Genomic DNA, 17919 nt, shown 5'->3' with positions numbered 1-17919 from the left:
ACACAAGATATGGTGTCACGCCCCGGCGCGCTGTCAAATTGTCGGAAATTCCGCCACCGATCAACACGGAAATTTCACAGATGCCCACAGATTTTGTGTTGACGGAAGCGTTACTCACACAATGCTGCGTTAAGCTTTGATTCAGGGCCCCGCCCCCCGACCTGTGGACAAGCCGGGGAAAACCGCTCGCGCTGTGGATGAAACCCCTGCCATTCGGCTGGTTTCCACCGGGTTCTTGCCCGACGCCGGGATGTGGAAAAGGCCCGTGTCCGCGACCCGGCCAAGGGCTTTTCCAGACATCCATCCACAGGGCGGAATTCTGCCGGGCGCAGCGCAAGCGCCACAACCCGCCCCCCTGCCGCAACGTCAGCGCCGATTGATGAGAATGATTCCCGCCGCCACCAGCATCGCAGCCCCAAGAATGGCCGGGCTGAGCGTTTCCCCCATGAAGGCCCAGCCCAGGATCAGGCTGAAAATCGGGGTAAGGAACGAAAAACTGGCCACCGTCGCCGCCGGATAGCGCCCGAGCAGCCAAAGCCATGTGATGAAGCCACCCGCCACCACCACGCTGGCCTGAAACACCAGCCAGACCCAGTGCATCGGCTCCACCTCGCGGATCAGCGGGCCAAAGGCGGGTGCAGCCAGCAGCAGGATCGGGGCGGAAACGGCAACCATCCACAGGAGCTGCATCTCGGGGCCTACCTTGGCCATGGTCGGGCGGCGGGCGATGAAGGCGGTTCCCGCCCAGCCGAGCGCGCCACCAAGCGCATAAAGATCGCCCGCAAGACTGCCCTGCCCCTGCCCGCCTGAACGATCCAGAATGGCCCAGGCCGTGCCCGCAAAGGCCGCCGTCAGGCCAAGCGCGCGGATCGGTGTGATGCGTTCTCCGGGCAGGCCAAAATGCGCGGCAATCGCCATCCAGACCGGCATGGAATAGAAGATGATCGCGGCGCGGCTGATCGTGGTCAGATCCAGCGCCATGAAAAGGCACAGGAATTCCGCCGCAAAGATGGTGCCCATCAACAGGCCCGCGCCCAGCGTGCCGGGGGTATAGCGCGGCGCGCGGCCCCGCGCCACCATCCAGCCCCAGACAAAGACCACCGCCAGCGCCGACCGCGCCCCGGCAAAGAACACCGGCTGCAGGCCCTGATTGGTGATCTTCACGATGACCTGGTTGAAGGCGAGCAGCAGCGTCACCCCCAGCAGGGCCGACAGGCCGACCCCATCCAGTGCTTCCTTGCGCATGTTCCCGCCCCCCTTGCCTTGCGCCGCATGTGGCATCAATCGGCAACAAAGCGCAATCTGCGGCGTGGGCGGCGAAATTCCCATTGTTGGCCCCGGGGGGCGGCGGCACTCTGGCGGCGGGTCTGTCCCGGAATGCGGACAGCAAACAGGGGAAGTGTGATGAGTCTAGTGAAAACCCTGGCCAAGGTGGCCATCGGCGTGGCGGTCGCCAAGGGGGTCAGCCATCTTGCAAAGAATGGCCTGCCCGGAATGGGGCAAACTGGCGCGACCCGTTCGGCGGGGCGCGGCACACAGATTGGCGGCGCGGGCGATCTGCTGGGCCAGTTGGGCGGGATGCTGGGCGGCGGCAAGGGCGCTTCTGCGGGCGGTCTGGGCGGGCTGCTGGACGGCCTTACGGGTGGCGGCACTGCTTCGCGCAGCCGCAGCCGACAGAATGCGCCCTCGGGGCTTGAGGCGATGCTGGGCGGTGCCGGGGGCGGCAATCTGGCCGATATGCTGGGCGGTCTGCTGGGGGGCGGCGCTGCGGCGGGCGGCCTGGGTGGCATGCTAACTGACGCGCTGCAGGGCGGCACACCCGCCCAACCCAGCCGCGATCAGGAACTGGCTGCGGCACTGATGCTGCGCGCGATGATTCAGGCCGCGAAATGTGATGGCGCGCTGGACGAGGCCGAAAAGCAGAAGCTGATGCAGGCGCTGGATGGCGCGGATCAGGCCGAACTGGATTTCGTCAATGCCGAACTGTCGGCCCCGCTGGATATTGACGGGCTGGCGCGGCAGGTGCCGCAGGGAATGGAAGAACAGGTCTATATGGTGTCGCTGTCGGCCATCGATCTGGATAACCGCAACGAGGCGCAGTACCTGCACGGGCTGGCACAGGCGCTGGACCTGACGCCCGATGAGGTGAACCGCCTGCACGATCAGGCCGGGGCAGCCCGCATCTACGGCTGACCGGCAGGCTCACGGGCCGGGGGGCAAGGCCGCGCGGCGTTTGGCGCTGGTGGCCCCCCGGGCTTTCGCCTATCCCTGTCCCCGGAACGAACGGGGGTGGATATGGCGGGCACGGGCACTGAAACGGCAGGCGCGAAAGACAATCTGCGCGGCATCCTGCTGATGGTCGCCGCTATGGCCGGGTTCGCGCTGGAGGACATGTTCATCAAATGGGCCGCCGCCGGATTGCCGACCGGGCAGATCCTGCTGATGCTGGGCGTGATCGGCACGCCGGTCTTTGGCCTGATGGCGCGGGCCGACGGCCGTCGAGTGATCGACCCTGACCTCTGGCACCCCGCCGTCATCTGGCGCAATCTGGGCGAGATGGTGGGCACCTTCGGCTTCATCACCGCATTGGCGCTGACCCCGCTGACCTCGGCCACGGCGATCTTTCAGGCCACGCCCCTGGCGGTGACGCTGGGCGCGGCGCTGTTTCTGGGGGAACAGGTCGGCTGGCGGCGCTGGACCGCGATCACGGTCGGTTTTTTCGGCGTTCTCATCATCATCCGGCCCGGGCTGGAGGGGTTTGAACTGGCCTCGCTCTGGTCCGTGCTGGCGGTGATCGGGCTGTCGGTCCGCGACATTGCCACAAGGCGCATCCCGCCGCGCATTTCCACCACCCAGATCGCAGCCTGGGGCTTTGCCGCTGTCGCGCTGCTGGGGGCATTGATGCTGGGCGTATCAGGCGGGGCGCAACTGCCCAGCCTGCCGCAGATGGGCCATATCGGCGGGGCGCTGTTCTTCGGGATCAGCGCCTATTGGGCGATCACCCAGGCCACGCGGCTCGGCGAAGTCTCGGTCATCACCCCGTTCCGCTATGCACGTCTGGTCTTTGCGATGATGGTGGGGATGCTGGTCTTTGCCGAACGTCCCGACCTGCCCACCTTGATCGGCGCTGCGTTGATCATCGGATCGGGGCTTTATACCTTTGCGCGTGAACGCCTGCGCAGGCGGCAGATCGCCTGATCCGTCACATTTTCTTGCCCTTGCAGCGCTACCACCCGGGATAGACGCTTTTCATGCCCGCCCGGCTTGGCTAGAGACGCGGGCGAGAGCATGCTTCCCTAATGAGGAACACCCCCATGAGCACGATCATCGACATTCACGCCCGCGAAATCCTCGACAGCCGCGGCAATCCCACGGTTGAAGTGGAAGTGACGCTGGAAAGCGGCGCCATGGGCCGCGCCGCCGTGCCCTCGGGCGCCTCGACCGGCGCGCATGAGGCGGTGGAGCGCCGCGATGGCGACAAGTCCCGCTACATGGGCAAGGGCGTGCTGGAGGCCGTGGCCGCCGTGAACGGCGAAATCGCCGAAGAGCTGATCGGCTTTGACGCGACCGAGCAGGTCGGCATCGACCGCACCATGATCGAAATGGACGGCACGCCCAACAAATCGCGTCTGGGCGCCAATGCCATCCTCGGCGTTTCGCTTGCCGTGGCCAAGGCCGCTGCCGAGTTCACCGGCCAGCCGCTCTATCGCTATGTTGGCGGCACTTCTGCCCGCGTTCTGCCCGTGCCGATGATGAACATCATCAATGGCGGCGAACATGCCGACAACCCGATCGACATTCAGGAATTCATGATCATGCCGGTGGCGGCTTCCAACATCAAGGAAGCGGTGCGGATGGGGTCGGAAGTGTTCCACACCCTGAAGAAGGAACTGTCGGCGGCCGGTCTTTCGACCGGGATCGGGGATGAGGGCGGCTTTGCCCCCAACCTGTCCTCGACCCGCGTGGCGCTGGATTTCATCCTGAAATCCATCGAGAAAGCGGGCTACAAGCCCGGCGAAGACATCTATCTGGCCCTCGATTGCGCCTCGACCGAATATTTCAAGGGCGGCAAGTATGAGATGAAGGGCGAAGGCCTGTCGCTCTCTTCGGAAGAGAATGTCGAATATCTGGCCAAGCTGTGCGCCGATTACCCGATCATCTCGATCGAAGACGGCATGGCCGAGGATGACTGGGCAGGCTGGAAGGCGCTGACCGATCGTCTGGGCAACAAGGTGCAGCTGGTGGGCGACGACCTGTTCGTGACCAACCCGCGCCGTCTGGCCGAAGGCATTGCCGCCGGTTGCGCCAATTCGATGCTGGTGAAGGTGAACCAGATCGGCTCGCTGACCGAAACGCTGCAAGCCGTGGATATGGCCCACCGCGCCCGCTACACCAACGTCATGTCACACCGTTCGGGCGAGACCGAGGATGCCACCATCGCCGATCTGGCCGTGGCCACCAATTGCGGTCAGATCAAGACCGGCTCGCTGGCCCGTTCGGACCGGTTGGCGAAATACAACCAGCTGATCCGTATCGAAGAACTGCTGGGCGAAGTGGCCGAATTCGCGGGCCGCAGCATCCTGAAGGGCTGATCCCTTCCCCGATGTTCAAAGACGGGCGCCCCATCGGGCGCCCGTTTGCGTTCGGGGCCGGGCCTTGCGCGGTTATTCGCCGCGCGGCGCGGCAAGCCGACTGCGGGCGAAGCCGCCGATTTCGTGGATCAGGGCCGCCAGATGGTCAGGGGCTGGGGTCTGCCCCAGAACCCAGGGCAAAAGATCCGTGTCATTCTCGTTCAGCAGCGCGTCATAGAGCGTCAGCCGGGCGTCCGACATGCCGTCCAGATGCGCATCGGCATAGGGGCCAAGCACCAGATCCATTTCCTTGGTTCCGCGCCGCCAGCTGCGCATCCGCAGGCGTTTCAGACGTGCCTCTTGCGTTTCCATGGTTGCCCCCTTTGCGCGCCCGGCCTAAGACATTGCCACATCTTTTGCCGGAGTGTTCCATGGCCTTCCTGTCCGATACGCTTGCCCGTGTCAAACCCTCGCCGACCATTGCCGTCACCACCAAGGCGCAGGAGCTGAAGGCGGCCGGGCGCGATGTGATCGGCCTTGGCGCGGGCGAGCCGGATTTCGACACGCCGCAGAACATCAAGGATGCCGCCAAACGCGCGATTGACGAGGGTAAGACCAAGTACACCGCCGTCGATGGCATCCCCGAGCTGAAAAAGGCGATCTGCGCGAAATTCCTCAAGGAAAACGGCCTGACCTATGCGCCGAACCAGATCACCGTGGGCACCGGGGGCAAGCAGATTCTCTACAATGCGCTGATGGCCACCTGCAATCCGGGCGATGAGGTCATCATTCCGGCGCCCTATTGGGTCAGCTATCCCGATATGGTGGTGCTGGCGGGCGGCACCCCGGTGGAGGTGGTGGGCACGCTGGAAAACCGCTTCAAGATCACGCCGGATCAGCTTGAGGCCGCGATCACGCCGCGCACCAAATGGTTCATCTTCAACAGCCCCTCCAACCCCACCGGCGCGGGCTATACCTGGGACGAGCTGAAGGCGCTGACCGATGTGCTGCTGCGCCATCCGCAGGTCTGGATTCTGTCGGATGACATGTATGAACACCTCGTCTTTGACGATTTCAAATTCTGCACCCCCGCAGAGGTGGAGCCGAAGCTTTACGACCGCACGCTGACCACCAATGGCGTGTCGAAATCCTATGCCATGACCGGCTGGCGCATCGGCTATGCCGGTGGCCCGGTGCATCTGATCAAGGCCATGGGCACCATCCAGTCGCAATCGACCTCGAACCCCTGTTCGGTCAGCCAATATGCCGCGCTGGAAGGGCTTACCGGCCCGCAAGAGTTCCTGACCACCAACAAGGCCCTGTTCCAGCGCCGCCGCGATCTGGTGGTCTCGATGCTGAACACCTGCCCCGGCATCACCTGCCCCACGCCCGAAGGCGCCTTCTACGTCTATCCCGATATCTCCGGCTGTATCGGCAAGACCAGCGCGGGCGGTGTGAAGATCGAGAATGACGAAGCCTTCGCCAGCGCGCTGCTGGACGAAACCGGCGTTGCCGTGGTCTTTGGCGCGGCCTTTGGCCTTTCGCCGAATTTCCGGGTCAGCTACGCTACTTCGGATGCGGCGCTGGCCGAAGCCTGCCGCCGGATCAAGAGCTTCTGCGACGGATTGAAATAAGGGGCAGACATGGCGGGCGATCTGCCGGACTATTACTTTCGCATCCGTGAAAACGGGGCTGTCGTGTTCCGGGTCGATACCGAGAACCGGCAGCGCCGTATCGACATGGACGAAATCGCCACCGTCAATGTGAAGAACGGCAATATCAAACCGCATGGTGATACCCAATTGTCGCCGGAAGACCTGCAGGTCATCCGCGACTGGATGGCCAAGCGGGTGTCGGTTCTGGCCCGGCGGGATATTGACGACATTCACCGGGCGGTCGATTACCTGAACACCACCACGCAATGGGTGCAATCCAAGGCCTCCGAGGCGCAGCTGGACGAGGTGACGGATGCGCTGTTGCTGGCCATGCATGATCTGCGCAGCGTGCTGGTGCGCAAGAAGGCGGAACGTCTGCTGAAAGCGGCAGCCGCCGAGGACGAATAAAGGTTCAGGCCCCGCGCGGCACCCGGGCCCAGAACCGCCACATCAGCAGGCTTGCGGCCAGGGTCAACCCGACCACCAGCCCGATCCAGAGCCCGGCCCCGCCAAATCCCGCCCGAAAGGCCAGCCACCAGGATACCGGGATGCCGACGCCCCAATAGCTGAGTGCGGCCATCCACATCGGCACCCTTGTATCCTGCACCCCACGCAACAGGCCAAGCGCCATGACCTGCGCCGCATCGACCATCTGAAAGGCCGCAGCCAGCGCCAGCAGCGTGGTGCCAAAGGTCATGATCTGCGCGGCCTCGGGCGCGGTGCGGTCGATGAACAGGCCGATGATCGGTTCCGGCCAGATCAGATAGATCGCCACCTGCAGCAGACCGATGGCGGCAGAGACAGCAATGGCCACCAGCCCGCCAAGCCGCAGATCAGCCCATTCCGCCGATCCGGCGAAACGGCCGCTGCGCACCGTGGTGGCGTTGGACAGGCCCAGATGCAGCATGAAGCCAAGCGCGGTGATCTGCATGGCAATGCCATGCGCCGCCAGTTCGACCGTGCCGATCCAGCCCATCATCAGCGCCACCGCCTGAAACAGCCCGGTTTCGGCAAGGCTGGTCAGCCCGATGGGCCAACCCAGCCGGAACACCTGCCCCATCGCATGCCAATCGGCACGCCAGAACCGCTGAAACAGATGAAAGCGCCGCAATTCGGGCAGCAGCGCCGCATAGGCGGCCAGCAGAAGGAAGGTGAAAATCTGCACAAGAAGCGACGCCAGGGCCGCGCCCTCGACCCCCAGTTCCGGCATGCCCCAGCGACCGAATACCAGCGCATAGCAGGCCCCAGAGTTCACAAAGACCGCCGCAACAGTGACCCACAGCACGACCTGTGTGCGCTCCAGCGCGGCGAGATAGCCGCGCAGCGTGGTCACCAGCAGGGCCGGGATCAGACCGAACCCCGCGATCCACAGGAAATCGCCCGACAGGGCCGCGACCTCGGGCGTCTGCCCCAGGGCCAGCAGGATCGGCCCTGACCACCAGAACAGCGGATAGACCACAATCCCGAAGGCGATGGACAGCCAAAGCCCCATCCGCGTCGCGCGGCGCACATCGGTTTCATCGCCCCGGCCCATGGCCTGCGCAACAATCGGCATCACCGCCTGGGCACAGCCTGCGCCAAGCACGAAGAGCACGAAGAAGAACGAACTGCCCAGCACGACCGAAGCCAGTTCTGACACCCCATACCAGCCCATGATGATGGTATCGGTGACATGCAGCATCATCTGTGCCACCTGACTGCCGACGATTGGCAGGCCAAGCGCAAGGGTGGCGCGGATATGCTGGGCGGGGGAAAGCATGGCGGACATCGTGAAACTCTACCAACGGGTCAAATCCGCAGCAAGGCGCACAAATATTGGTACAATCCGCCCCGGATCAGAGCGCCGCCAGCAGCATCTGCCCCGCCACAAGCGCGATCAGCGCCCCGACACAGAATTCGATTAGCGGCACAGCCCGGGCCAGTTGTGCAGGAACAAGGCTTAGCGCCCCTTCGCGCGACCAGACGGCCATGACAGCTACGGCGATCGTCACAAGGGCCGTGCCCAGCCCCATGGCATAGGCCCCCGCGACACCGGCGGCGGCAATGCCCATTTGCCAACTGACCACCAGCAGAAACAGCGCCCCCGAACAGGGCCGCAAGGCCACAGCGGCAATCAGCGCCGCCGCATCGCGCCAACCGGTCACTGCGGCGACTTGATCAAGGCTTGGCGCATGGGCATGGCCGCAGCCGCAATCCTCGTCATGTTCGTGGTGGTGGTGGTCATGGTGTGCCTGCGGTTGTGGTGCCGTCTGGCGACGAAGCCCCTGCCAGCCGCGCCAGACCAACCAAAGACCGATGGCTGCAATCATCGCATGGCTGAAGGGCAGGAAGACCGTCTCTGCCACCCCTTCGACCTTCGTGCGGGCCCAGCCCGCCCCCAGCACCAGCGCATAGACCACCGCCACCGCCACCGTGGCCTGTGCCAGGCTGGACAGCAGGGCCAGCACCACAAGCCGGGCCATCGGCACCCGCCGCGCAACGCCAAAGGCCCCGATCAGCATCTTGCCATGTCCGGGCCCGGCGGCATGCAGAAACCCATAGGCAAAGCAGAGGCCCAGCAATCCGGCCACCGCCCCGGGGTTGCCGCTGGCAATTGCCCGCACGGCCCCCGCCAGATCGCGCTGCACCGCGCGCCCGGCCAGTTCGGCCCAGACCTGCAAGGAGGCAAACCCGCCTGTCAGCCACAGAACCAGCCCCAGCACGCCAATCGCCAGACCGGCAAGGGTTACGGAGCGCATGTGATCTTGACCTCTTCGGAAAAGCTGGCGCCGATGGCGGGGAAATCAGCCTCAAGATTTTCATCGGCCCCATATTCGGCCAGCGCATCCAGCAATTGTTGATCGGCGGCGCTGCGATCGGGTTCCAGCACCTGCGCGCTGCACCCTTTGGGCAAAGCGGGGGTAAAGACGGGAGCAAAGGCGATGGTATAGGCGGTGTAAAACCCCGGATCATAGACCTGCACCTGCAGCCCCTGCAGCGGGTCCAGCGGCGGATCAATCCGCCGGACATGGGTAGAGGTCAGCCGCCCGTCACGATAGTCGGCTGTCCAGCTTTCGGGGCGCGACAGGGCGACAGGCTGCCCCCCGGCAAGCAGGTAGGTATCGCCCGCAAAATCGGCATGCCAGTTCATGTCAAACCCTGACAGGGCGGCATTTTCGGCAGCGGTGGCCGTTCCGTCATGATCGGCGTCCTGCCCGCGCTCCTCGACCAGCACCAGCGAATAGAATTCGTCATAGGTCCAGCGGATGCGCAGCGCCGATGCCCGCCCATCCGCATCGAAGATCACCTCGATCCCGGCATCGACCCAGACATGGGGATGGGCCTGCGCCGACTGGGCTGTCAGAGCGGCGCAAAACGGCAGAGCCAGAAGACAAGCCGCGAATACGCTTCTCAGGTTTTTCTCGCAATTACTTGAAATAATAGGATAATGCGTCGAGAACGCATGGCGGCTCCCTGCCCCAGTCACCCTATTGAAACCGATCATCCGCGCCCCCGAATTCCGCGCAGAAGAATGCACGCTGCCCGCCTGGATGCAAGCGGGCAGCGCGCCCGTTCGGGGGGATCAGCGCTTCTCTGCCTTGCGGAAATCTGGCGGCAGCGCCGTATCAAGGATATGGCCATGCCCGCCGATCACCTGGCTGGCCCGCCCCACGATCAGCGGATCAGGGGTGCCGATCACCGCATGATCCTTGTTGGGATAATCGAGGCTGGACAGGAAATGCCGCATGCAGTTCAGCCGGGCGCGCTTCTTGTCATTCGATTTCACGATGGTCCAGGGCGCATCCGCCGTATCGGTGTAGAAGAACATCGCCTCTTTCGCCTCGGTATAATCATCCCATTTGTCGAGGCTGGCCTTGTCGATGGGCGACAGTTTCCACATCTTCAAAGGGTCGGTTTCACGCGCCAGAAACCGGGCGCGCTGTTCTTCGCGGGTGACCGAGAACCAGTATTTGTAAAGCCGGATCCCAGACCGGACGAGCATGCGTTCCAGTTCCGGGGCCTGACGCATGAATTCCAGATATTCCGACGGGCTGCAGAAGCCCATCACGCGTTCCACCCCGGCGCGGTTGTACCAGCTGCGATCATAGAACACGATCTCGCCCGCCGTGGGCAGGTGCTGGATATAGCGCTGGAAGAACCATTCGCCCTTTTCCTTTTCGCCGGGCTTGGTCAGCGCCACGACCCGGGCATAGCGCGGATTGAGATGTTCCATGAACCGCTTGATGGTGCCGCCCTTGCCTGCCGCATCGCGCCCTTCCATCAGGATCACGAATTTCTGGCCGGTTTCCTGCGCCCAGATCTGGACCTTGAGCAATTCGGCCTGCAACAGTGCCTTTTCGGCTTCATAGGCCTTGGTGCCCATCAGCCGGGCATAGGGGTAACGACCGGATTCAAAGGCCTCGCGGATGGCATCGGGATCGGCCTTTGGAAACTGGCGCGGGCCGGCGGGATGAAAGGCCTCGGGCTGGGCCGGGGCGGGTTCGGCGGCCTTGACCTCGGTCGCGGCCAGAATCGGCGCGTTGTCTTCCATGCGGTATCTCCCCGTTACAATTTACGGGAAATGCCATGTCACAAATCTGTCATTCACGCCTTGATCCGTATCAAACCCGGGGCAGGATTGCAGGAAATGCCCCTGAATAGCCCTAGAAGAATGGAGACGGGGCGGCAGACCCCAGATCTGCCGCCCCGCTTGGGGTAAAAGGAAATGCTGATCTCGAAATGCTGGAAACATGCTTTGGTAATGTGTTTGTGGTAACGCCCGCAGGGTCAGAGTCGCATACCCCATTTGTGGTAGGCCGGGTTATTCCGGCAGGAATTCGTGCAACCGCTGCAGAACCAGCCGCCATTCCTTGAAAAACAGCAACTGCCCGGTATGGGGCAGGAATTCCACCCGCAGCGCAGGATATTCCGACATCAGTTCGCGGATGGTCTGAACCGGCGTCTGCGGGTCCTGATCGCCCTGCAGCAGCACAACCGGCACCTGGCAGGCATGGATCAGGGCCGACCAATCACGTTCGCTGCTGATACATTCGCGGGTAAACGCCTCATGCGCCGAAGTTTTTTCGCCAAGACAGGTTTCCGACCCCAACAGAACCGCCTCGCGCACCTGCGGATCGGCAAAGGTTTCCATATCGGCGGGCGAGCCGCCATTCACCTGGGCGAGAAACTTTTCCTTGCCCAGCTTGCGCGCAAGGCTGAACCCCGCCTGCACCAGAAAGGGCAGAACCTTGGGCGCATACCGGGCATTGGCCAGAATGAAGCGCTGCCATTTGTCCATGCGTTCATATTGCACGGCACTGCGCAGGGGCAGCTGTGCCGCGCAACCGATGATGCCGGTCACCAGCCCGGGGTGCATATTGGCCAATGCCAGGGCAAACCGCAGATCCGCCCCCATGGTGATGATCGCAACCCGCGCCACCCCAAGATGATCGAGCACTGCGGCGTAATCTTCGGCGCAGCCCTGGGTGTGATCGCGGCCCTTGGGATGGGCCGCCGTGCGGCCATAGCCCGCACGGACCGGCACAATCACACGCAGCCTACGCAAACGGGCCTGACGTTCGGCTTCGGCTGGCCAACGGATCAGCCCGTAATCCAGATGCATGAACAGAACCGGACGGCCTGTCGGGCTGCCAAATTCGATCCAGTCCAGCCGACGCCCGTCACGCCCGCGCAGGCTCTGCGTCTCGATGGGCTGAAGGCTGCCCGCCGCAACCATCGGGGCCGCGCCATACGATGGCAGCAAAGAGACATCCATCAACCCGATGACCACCCGCACCAGCTCTGACTGGCTATGGGTTTCGGTCTTGGCCAGAATGGATCGTGCCTGCGTACGAACCGTTTCAATCGAACGGCCGCGCTGTTCGGCGATCTGTTTCAACGGCAGACCAAGCGTGATGCCACGCACGATTTCCACCTCGGCCCCGGTCAGGCCAAAGGCCTCTTGCACCGTCTGGCTGAAATCCTCTGGCCAATACAGTTCGGTCGAAAGCACCAGCGCCAGGGGTTCATCCTCGATCCGGCTGACCCGCAGGATCACCGGGCTGCCGGTCTGTGTGGAACGAATCCGCAAGGAAGCCACCTTTTCAGCCCGACCCGACACGACCTTGCGGATCACGCCGCGCAGCACCTCCACATCTTCGGGTTCGAAAGGCAGCGCCTTCAACGGCCCGCCTTCGGCCACCCCGAAGGCCGCCATGGCCGCCCGGTTGCAAGCCGTAATCAGCGGTCCGCCATCGGTGATCAGCGCCGCCGTGCGCTGAATGTCATCCAGCAAGACACGATAGCCACCCTCTGCCCGCGTCGCCTCATACCGATCCAGAAAGATGCGCGCCCGGCTGACATGGGTATCCAGTTCGGGATCATCCAGCTGCACCGCCTGATCCAGTGATCCGACCCGCAACGCGGCGGCGCGGCCTTCCCAGACCTCCAGCAATTCCTCCAGCCGGATCGGATCAAGCGCAACTTCATAAAGCCGATCGACGATCTCGGCCTTCTGGTCGCCATCGGCAATCTGCGCGCTGCCGGTCGTATGAGATGCGGTGTTCATGCGCGAATCCTTGCCGCAGCGCTGCCGTTGCGGCAAGGATTCGGCTGACTGTGCGCAAGAACCCGCGCAACTTTGTTGATAACTCGCACATATCCCGGAGAATCGCCGTGCTGACCCTGTATGGATGCTATCGTTCGCGTGCGTCGCGGCCGCTGTGGTTGCTGACGGAAATCGGGATGGAGTTTGCCCATCGCCCGGTGATTCAGGCCTATCGTCTGGCGGACCCTGATGCAGCGGATGCACCGGATAACACCCGGTCGCCCAGCTTTCTGGCCGTCAATCCGCTGGGCCAGATTCCGGCCCTGACAGATGGCGATCTGGTGCTGACCGAAAGCCTTGCGATCTGCCTGCACATTGCGCGGGCCTATGGCGGGGTGGTCGGCCCGACAAACCTTGCCGAACAGGCCTTGATGGAACAATGGGCACTGTTTGCATTGGCCATGATCGAAGGCCCTGCCATTGAAATTCTTTACGCAGATGCAGCAAGTGACGCGGGCAAGGCCACCATTCTTGCCGAAGCCGGCAAGCTGATGCGTCCTTTCGCCCGGCTGGAAGCACATCTGACGGGGCGCGACTGGCTGCTCGACCGGTTCAGCGTTGCCGATATCATGGTGGCGGAATGTGTGCGCTATGCGCAGGGCCATGCTCCGCTGATGCAGGCGCACCCCACCCTTTCGGCATGGCTGGAACGGTGCCATGCGCGCCCGGCCTTTCAGGCGATGTGGGCAGGGCGGATGGCTGAACCGGCCTGAGCGGCCCACCGGCCCTAGACCAGCTGCACGTCATCACCCCAAGCGGTTGTAGCCGCCGCCCTTGCGCCATGGGGCGGTGGATGGTCTAATCCGCCCCCGAAGCCCAATTACAAGAATCGAGCATCCATGGCCTCTGACCTGCTTTCCGGCGCTGAACAGACCTATGACGCCTCCTCTATCGAGGTGCTGGAAGGGCTGGAGCCGGTGCGCAAGCGCCCCGGCATGTATATAGGCGGCACCGATGAACGCGCCCTGCACCATCTGGTGGCCGAGGTGCTGGACAATTCGATGGACGAAGCGGTGGCCGGCCATGCCACCCGGATCGAGGTTGAACTGCATGCCGATCATTCGGTGACGATCCGCGACAATGGCCGTGGCATCCCGGTGGATCCGCACCCCAAGTTTCCCGGTAAATCGGCGCTGGAGGTCATTCTCTGCACGCTGCATGCGGGGGGAAAATTCAACGGCAAGGCCTATGAAACATCCGGCGGCCTGCACGGGGTTGGTGCGTCGGTGGTGAATGCGCTCTCTGACCGGATGGTTGTGGAAGTTGCGCGCAACAAGGAATTGTTCCGGCAAAGCTTTTCGCGCGGCATTCCCCAGGGCCCGGTGGAAAAGGTGGGCCCTGCCCCGAACCGGCGCGGGACGACGGTGCTGTTCCACCCGGATGCCGAGATTTTCGGATCTCTGCAGCTGAAACCTGCCCGTCTGCTCAAGATGGTGCGGTCGAAAGCCTATCTGTTCTCGGGCGTGGAAATCCGCTGGAAAACGGCCGTCAATGATGGCGAAACACCGCTTGAGGCAACCTTCCATTTCCCCGGCGGTCTGGCCGATTACCTGAGCGACACGCTGGAAAAGACCACGACCTATGCCGACAAGCCCTTTGCCGGAAAGGTTGGATTTCAGGAAAAGTTCGGGGTGCCCGGGTCGGTCGAATGGGCCATCAACTGGACCCCTGCGCGGGACGGATTCATCCAGAGTTATTGCAATACCGTGCCCACACCTGAGGGCGGTACCCATGAAAGCGGCTTCTGGTCGGCGATCCTGAAGGGCATCCGCGCCTATGGCGATCTGGTGAAGAACCGAAAGGCCGAGCTTATCACCCGCGATGACATGCTGGCTGGGGGATGTGCGCTGATTTCGGTCTTCATCCGTGAACCGCAATTCGTGGGCCAGACCAAGGACCGGTTGGCAACGGATGAAGCCAACCGCTATGTCGAAGGCGCTGTGCGCGACCATTTCGATACCTGGCTGGCCAATAACACCAAATCAGCCGGGGCCATTCTGGATTTTCTGGTGCTGCGCGCCGAAGAACGCTTGCGGCGGAGGCAGGAAAAGGAAACCCAACGCAAATCCGCCACCAAACGGTTGCGCCTTCCCGGCAAGCTGACCGATTGCAGCGCCAAGAACCGAGAAGGAACGGAGCTGTTTCTGGTCGAAGGCGATTCAGCCGGGGGCAGTGCCAAGGGCGCGCGCGACCGAGAAACTCAGGCGATCATGCCGCTGAAGGGCAAGATCCTGAACGTGCTGGGTGCAGCCTCCAGCAAGCTGGGCGACAATGCCGAGATCAGGGATATTTGTGAGGCACTTGGCGTTGGCATGGGCACCAAGTTCAATGTTGATGACCTTCGCTATGACAAGATCATCATCATGACCGATGCCGATGTGGACGGTGCCCATATCGCCAGTCTGCTGATGACCTTCTTCTACACCCAGATGCGCCCGCTGATCGACAAGGGGCACCTCTATCTGGCCTGCCCGCCGCTATACCGTCTGACGCAGGGCGCGCGGCGGATGTATGTGGCAAATGACGAGGAAAAGGAGCTCTGGCTGGCCAAGGGGCTGGGCGGCAAGGGAAAGATCGATGTGCAGCGGTTCAAGGGTCTGGGCGAGATGGATGCCAAGGACCTGAAGGATACCACGATGAACCCGGCCACCCGGCACCTGATCCGCGTCAGCATCGATGAGGATGAACCGGGCGAAACCGCCGATCTGGTCGAACGGCTGATGGGCAAGAAGCCGGAGCTTCGTTTTCAATATATCCAGGAAAATGCCCGCTTCGTCGAAGAACTCGACGTATGATCAGACTGCCTTCAACGGGCCGCGGCTGCCAGGTGATGTGACAGGCGCGGATCATCCTGCGGATTGCGCCCGGCCTTGAGCGCGAGACGGGTGACATAATCGGCACAACACAGGTGATGCAGCCGCGCAACCTCGGGCTGTGACATCGCTGTCGCAAAAAGCGCGTCGAATTCTGCCTGATGCCGAAGGGCGGACTGATCGGTCAATTCATTGCGGTTCGTGGATCGGTAGTACCGATCATTATACCGGTCAGCGCCCTGAACAGCAGAGGGCGTTCCGCGTTTCAGCGCCCAGCTTTCTTCGGACCTCAGCATGTAGTGGTTCATTTGTGCCCGCCGATGGGTGACCAGATGGGCCGGCAGCTGACGCAAGTATGGACCGTCCGGCCATCCCGGTACGGGAACCAGATCGGAATTGACTAGCAAGGCCTCGCAAGAGGCATGATCGGCAAGCGCGGGGTCAGCTTGGCGCGGCCCATGTTCCCCCAACGCCCGAAACCCCGTCGGATTGCGGTGAATCATCTTGATCCAACTGGATATCCAGTGAGCCGTCGGACCTGCCTGTGTGAACTGACGATGGGTGAACCCGTCCTGCCATTTGGTCTGTCCGCCAGTGCCGAAGACCCGCCAGTTGATCGCCATCGCCAGAAAATCAGGGTTGGGCCCCAACAGATCAGGCAGCTTGCCCTGCCCGTCATGCACGACAAGAAACTCATCCACATCGCAGACCAGAACCCAATCGGCGCGTCGTACCTGCGGGGTCTTTCGGGCCATGCGGAGCTTTTCTGCCACGACCTTTCCGCCCGCGGGAACATCGCACCGCATATGCACAAGCCAACCCGCCCGTTGCAAAGCATCCAGCAACTGTGGCGAATGGTCGGTACAATCATTTGTCACCACAACCAGATCGGAAAAGCCAAGCAGCCTGTACCAGCACACCCATTCCACAATGAACGGGCCCTCGTTCCGCATTGAGGCGATGACTGTTGCGCGCATCCATGCTCTCACTTTCCACAGGGGTCGGTCGCGCATTTCTGCATCTCAGCCGACTGCCCGGACAATGCTTCATTCGCAGGAAACACCACCAACCGCCAGAAAAACAAAAGGCCCATGGCCGCACATTGGCGGCCATGGGCGCAGGCAAGTCTATGGCATCAAGCCTGGATCGGCAGGGAAACCGTCAGCCCCCTTTCCGGGCCGACACCAAAACTGGCGGACAACTGCGCGACACGGAATTCAAACCCTCCCGCGACACCATCCGCGAGCTGATCTCCGGCAGCCAATGCGAAATCGCCGCCGTCACCTTGCCGACCAATGGCAGCACCGTCAGCCGGTAGAAGGCCCGGTTCGCCTCCTGATAATTGGCATAGGTCGCGTCGCCCGGGATGCCGATCAGCATCGGCGGCACCCCGAAGGCAATGGCAATCTCCCGTGCCGCAGCTTCCTTGGTCTTCTGGAATTCCATGTCGCTTGGGCTGAACCCCATCGGCTTCCAGTCCAGGCCGCCTTCCAGAAGCATGGGCCGCCCCGCATTGCGCGCGCCCTGGTGATTGGCCTCGATCTCGCTGACCAGCCGATCATATTGATCCGCCGACAGGGTGGCCTGCCCATCCGGGCCCTTGTAGATGATCGCCCCCGAAGGCCGCGCCGCATTGTCCAGCAGCGCTTTGGACCAGGCGCTTGCTGCCGAATGCACATCCAGCGCCACCGCCGCCGCTTGCAGGGGCGACAGGCCGTAATGGTCATCCTGCGGGTGATAGCTGCGAATGTGGCAAACCGGCTGCACCGGCCCTGTCATGTCAAAGCGATGCCTGCGGCCGCCCACCGTGTAATCATAGGCCACCGGCCAACCATCCGGCCCCGGAACAAGGCTCATGCGATCGCTGCGCAGCAGGTGCAATTCGCCCGGCACTGCATCGATCCCCGGCACTGCCTCAAGATAGGCATTCCCGCTCAGCAAAAGCTGGGCATAGATCGCCTCGAACAGATCGGCCCGTCCCTGCGCCGGATTGGGGCGGCGGATCAGGTCCAGCACCGGATGTGTCTCATAGCGCCGCGCGGCGTCTTGCAGCACCAGCGGCAGTGCCGCCGCCGTCTCGGAAATCAGCTTGACCACGCGAAACCCGACCGGATTGCCCTGAAAGCCATTCTTCGTCAGGCTCAGCGTATCGCGCGCACTCCAGACCGTTCGGCCGGATGTCCCAAAGGCCACCACACGCCCGGTGGCCGAGGCTTTTTGCTCCGGCGCCGCCTTTTCGGCCCGCCGCAGAAAATCAAACACCATGCCGTTCTCCTTGCTCCGGGCAAACCGCC

16 protein-coding genes are annotated in these 17919 nt (G+C 63.0%); 7 read left to right on the top strand and 9 right to left on the bottom strand.

Annotated elements, in window-relative coordinates:
• Positions 1-366: 366 nt before the first annotated feature.
• Positions 367-1245: a DMT family transporter gene (locus V6590_RS05575; RefSeq protein ID WP_335420754.1), complete on the bottom strand. Its 879-nt coding sequence runs from the start codon at positions 1243-1245 to the stop codon at positions 367-369.
• A 159-nt stretch (positions 1246-1404) separates the two neighbouring features.
• Between V6590_RS05575 and V6590_RS05570 the strand changes: the two genes are divergently transcribed.
• The 3 genes from V6590_RS05570 to eno all read left to right on the top strand — a co-directional run bounded on the left by V6590_RS05570 (position 1405) and on the right by eno (position 4592).
• Complete coding sequence (locus V6590_RS05570) at positions 1405-2193, top strand: DUF533 domain-containing protein (RefSeq protein WP_335420752.1); 789 nt, start codon at positions 1405-1407, stop codon at positions 2191-2193.
• Positions 2194-2295: 102 nt separating this feature from the next.
• A complete protein-coding gene (locus V6590_RS05565) occupies positions 2296-3198 on the top strand; it encodes a DMT family transporter (protein ID WP_335420750.1) in 903 nt (300 codons plus the stop codon).
• Between the two features lie 116 nt (positions 3199-3314).
• Positions 3315-4592: a phosphopyruvate hydratase gene (gene eno, locus V6590_RS05560; RefSeq protein WP_335420748.1), complete on the top strand. Its 1278-nt coding sequence runs from the start codon at positions 3315-3317 to the stop codon at positions 4590-4592.
• Between the two features lie 72 nt (positions 4593-4664).
• On the opposite strand, the gene V6590_RS05555 is transcribed toward eno, so the two are convergent.
• Positions 4665-4943, bottom strand: coding sequence for an FAD assembly factor SdhE (locus V6590_RS05555; RefSeq protein WP_335420746.1), 279 nt, complete (start codon positions 4941-4943; stop codon positions 4665-4667).
• A gap of 59 nt (positions 4944-5002) precedes the next feature.
• On the opposite strand from V6590_RS05555, the gene V6590_RS05550 reads away from it, so the two are divergent.
• A complete protein-coding gene (locus tag V6590_RS05550; protein ID WP_335420744.1) occupies positions 5003-6205 on the top strand; it encodes a pyridoxal phosphate-dependent aminotransferase in 1203 nt (400 codons plus the stop codon).
• A gap of 9 nt (positions 6206-6214) precedes the next feature.
• A complete protein-coding gene (locus V6590_RS05545) occupies positions 6215-6634 on the top strand; it encodes a hypothetical protein (RefSeq protein ID WP_335420743.1) in 420 nt (139 codons plus the stop codon).
• 4 nt (positions 6635-6638) lie between these two features.
• Here V6590_RS05545 and V6590_RS05540 read toward each other — a convergent pair whose 3' ends face one another.
• The 5 genes from V6590_RS05540 to V6590_RS05520 all read right to left on the bottom strand — a co-directional run bounded on the left by V6590_RS05540 (position 6639) and on the right by V6590_RS05520 (position 12773).
• A complete protein-coding gene (locus V6590_RS05540) occupies positions 6639-7994 on the bottom strand; it encodes an MATE family efflux transporter (protein WP_335420741.1) in 1356 nt (451 codons plus the stop codon).
• 67 nt (positions 7995-8061) lie between these two features.
• Positions 8062-8964, bottom strand: coding sequence for a nickel/cobalt transporter (locus tag V6590_RS05535; protein WP_335420739.1), 903 nt, complete (start codon positions 8962-8964; stop codon positions 8062-8064).
• Positions 8952-9710, bottom strand: a complete 759-nt coding sequence (locus V6590_RS05530) for a DUF1007 family protein (protein WP_335420737.1) — start codon at positions 9708-9710, stop codon at positions 8952-8954. The genes V6590_RS05535 and V6590_RS05530 overlap by 13 nt, the downstream gene beginning before the upstream one ends.
• A gap of 78 nt (positions 9711-9788) precedes the next feature.
• Complete coding sequence (gene ppk2 / locus V6590_RS05525; RefSeq protein ID WP_335420734.1) at positions 9789-10757, bottom strand: polyphosphate kinase 2; 969 nt, start codon at positions 10755-10757, stop codon at positions 9789-9791.
• 270 nt (positions 10758-11027) lie between these two features.
• A complete protein-coding gene (locus tag V6590_RS05520; protein WP_335420733.1) occupies positions 11028-12773 on the bottom strand; it encodes a bifunctional helix-turn-helix transcriptional regulator/alpha/beta hydrolase in 1746 nt (581 codons plus the stop codon).
• Positions 12774-12880: 107 nt separating this feature from the next.
• Between V6590_RS05520 and V6590_RS05515 the strand changes: the two genes are divergently transcribed.
• Together V6590_RS05515 and parE are read left to right on the top strand one after the other, a co-directional pair.
• Positions 12881-13525: a glutathione S-transferase family protein gene (locus V6590_RS05515; protein WP_335420731.1), complete on the top strand. Its 645-nt coding sequence runs from the start codon at positions 12881-12883 to the stop codon at positions 13523-13525.
• A 126-nt stretch (positions 13526-13651) separates the two neighbouring features.
• Positions 13652-15607, top strand: a complete 1956-nt coding sequence (parE, locus tag V6590_RS05510; protein WP_335420729.1) for a DNA topoisomerase IV subunit B — start codon at positions 13652-13654, stop codon at positions 15605-15607.
• 11 nt (positions 15608-15618) lie between these two features.
• Here the strand turns inward: parE and V6590_RS05505 are convergent, their stop codons facing one another.
• Both V6590_RS05505 and V6590_RS05500 read right to left on the bottom strand, forming a co-directional pair.
• On the bottom strand, positions 15619-16380 hold the full coding sequence (locus V6590_RS05505) for a glycosyltransferase family 2 protein (protein WP_491546693.1): 762 nt from the start codon (positions 16378-16380) through the stop codon (positions 15619-15621).
• 406 nt (positions 16381-16786) lie between these two features.
• Positions 16787-17890, bottom strand: a complete 1104-nt coding sequence (locus V6590_RS05500; protein ID WP_335420726.1) for a phage portal protein — start codon at positions 17888-17890, stop codon at positions 16787-16789.
• Positions 17891-17919 lie beyond the last annotated feature (29 nt).

This window comes from Gemmobacter denitrificans (genome assembly GCF_036964905.1).
In the GTDB taxonomy this organism is placed as follows: Bacteria; Pseudomonadota; Alphaproteobacteria; order Rhodobacterales; family Rhodobacteraceae; genus Gemmobacter; species Gemmobacter denitrificans.
The sequence above is the reverse complement of the archived record's forward strand: the minus strand, read 5'-3'. Positions and strand labels throughout refer to the sequence as shown.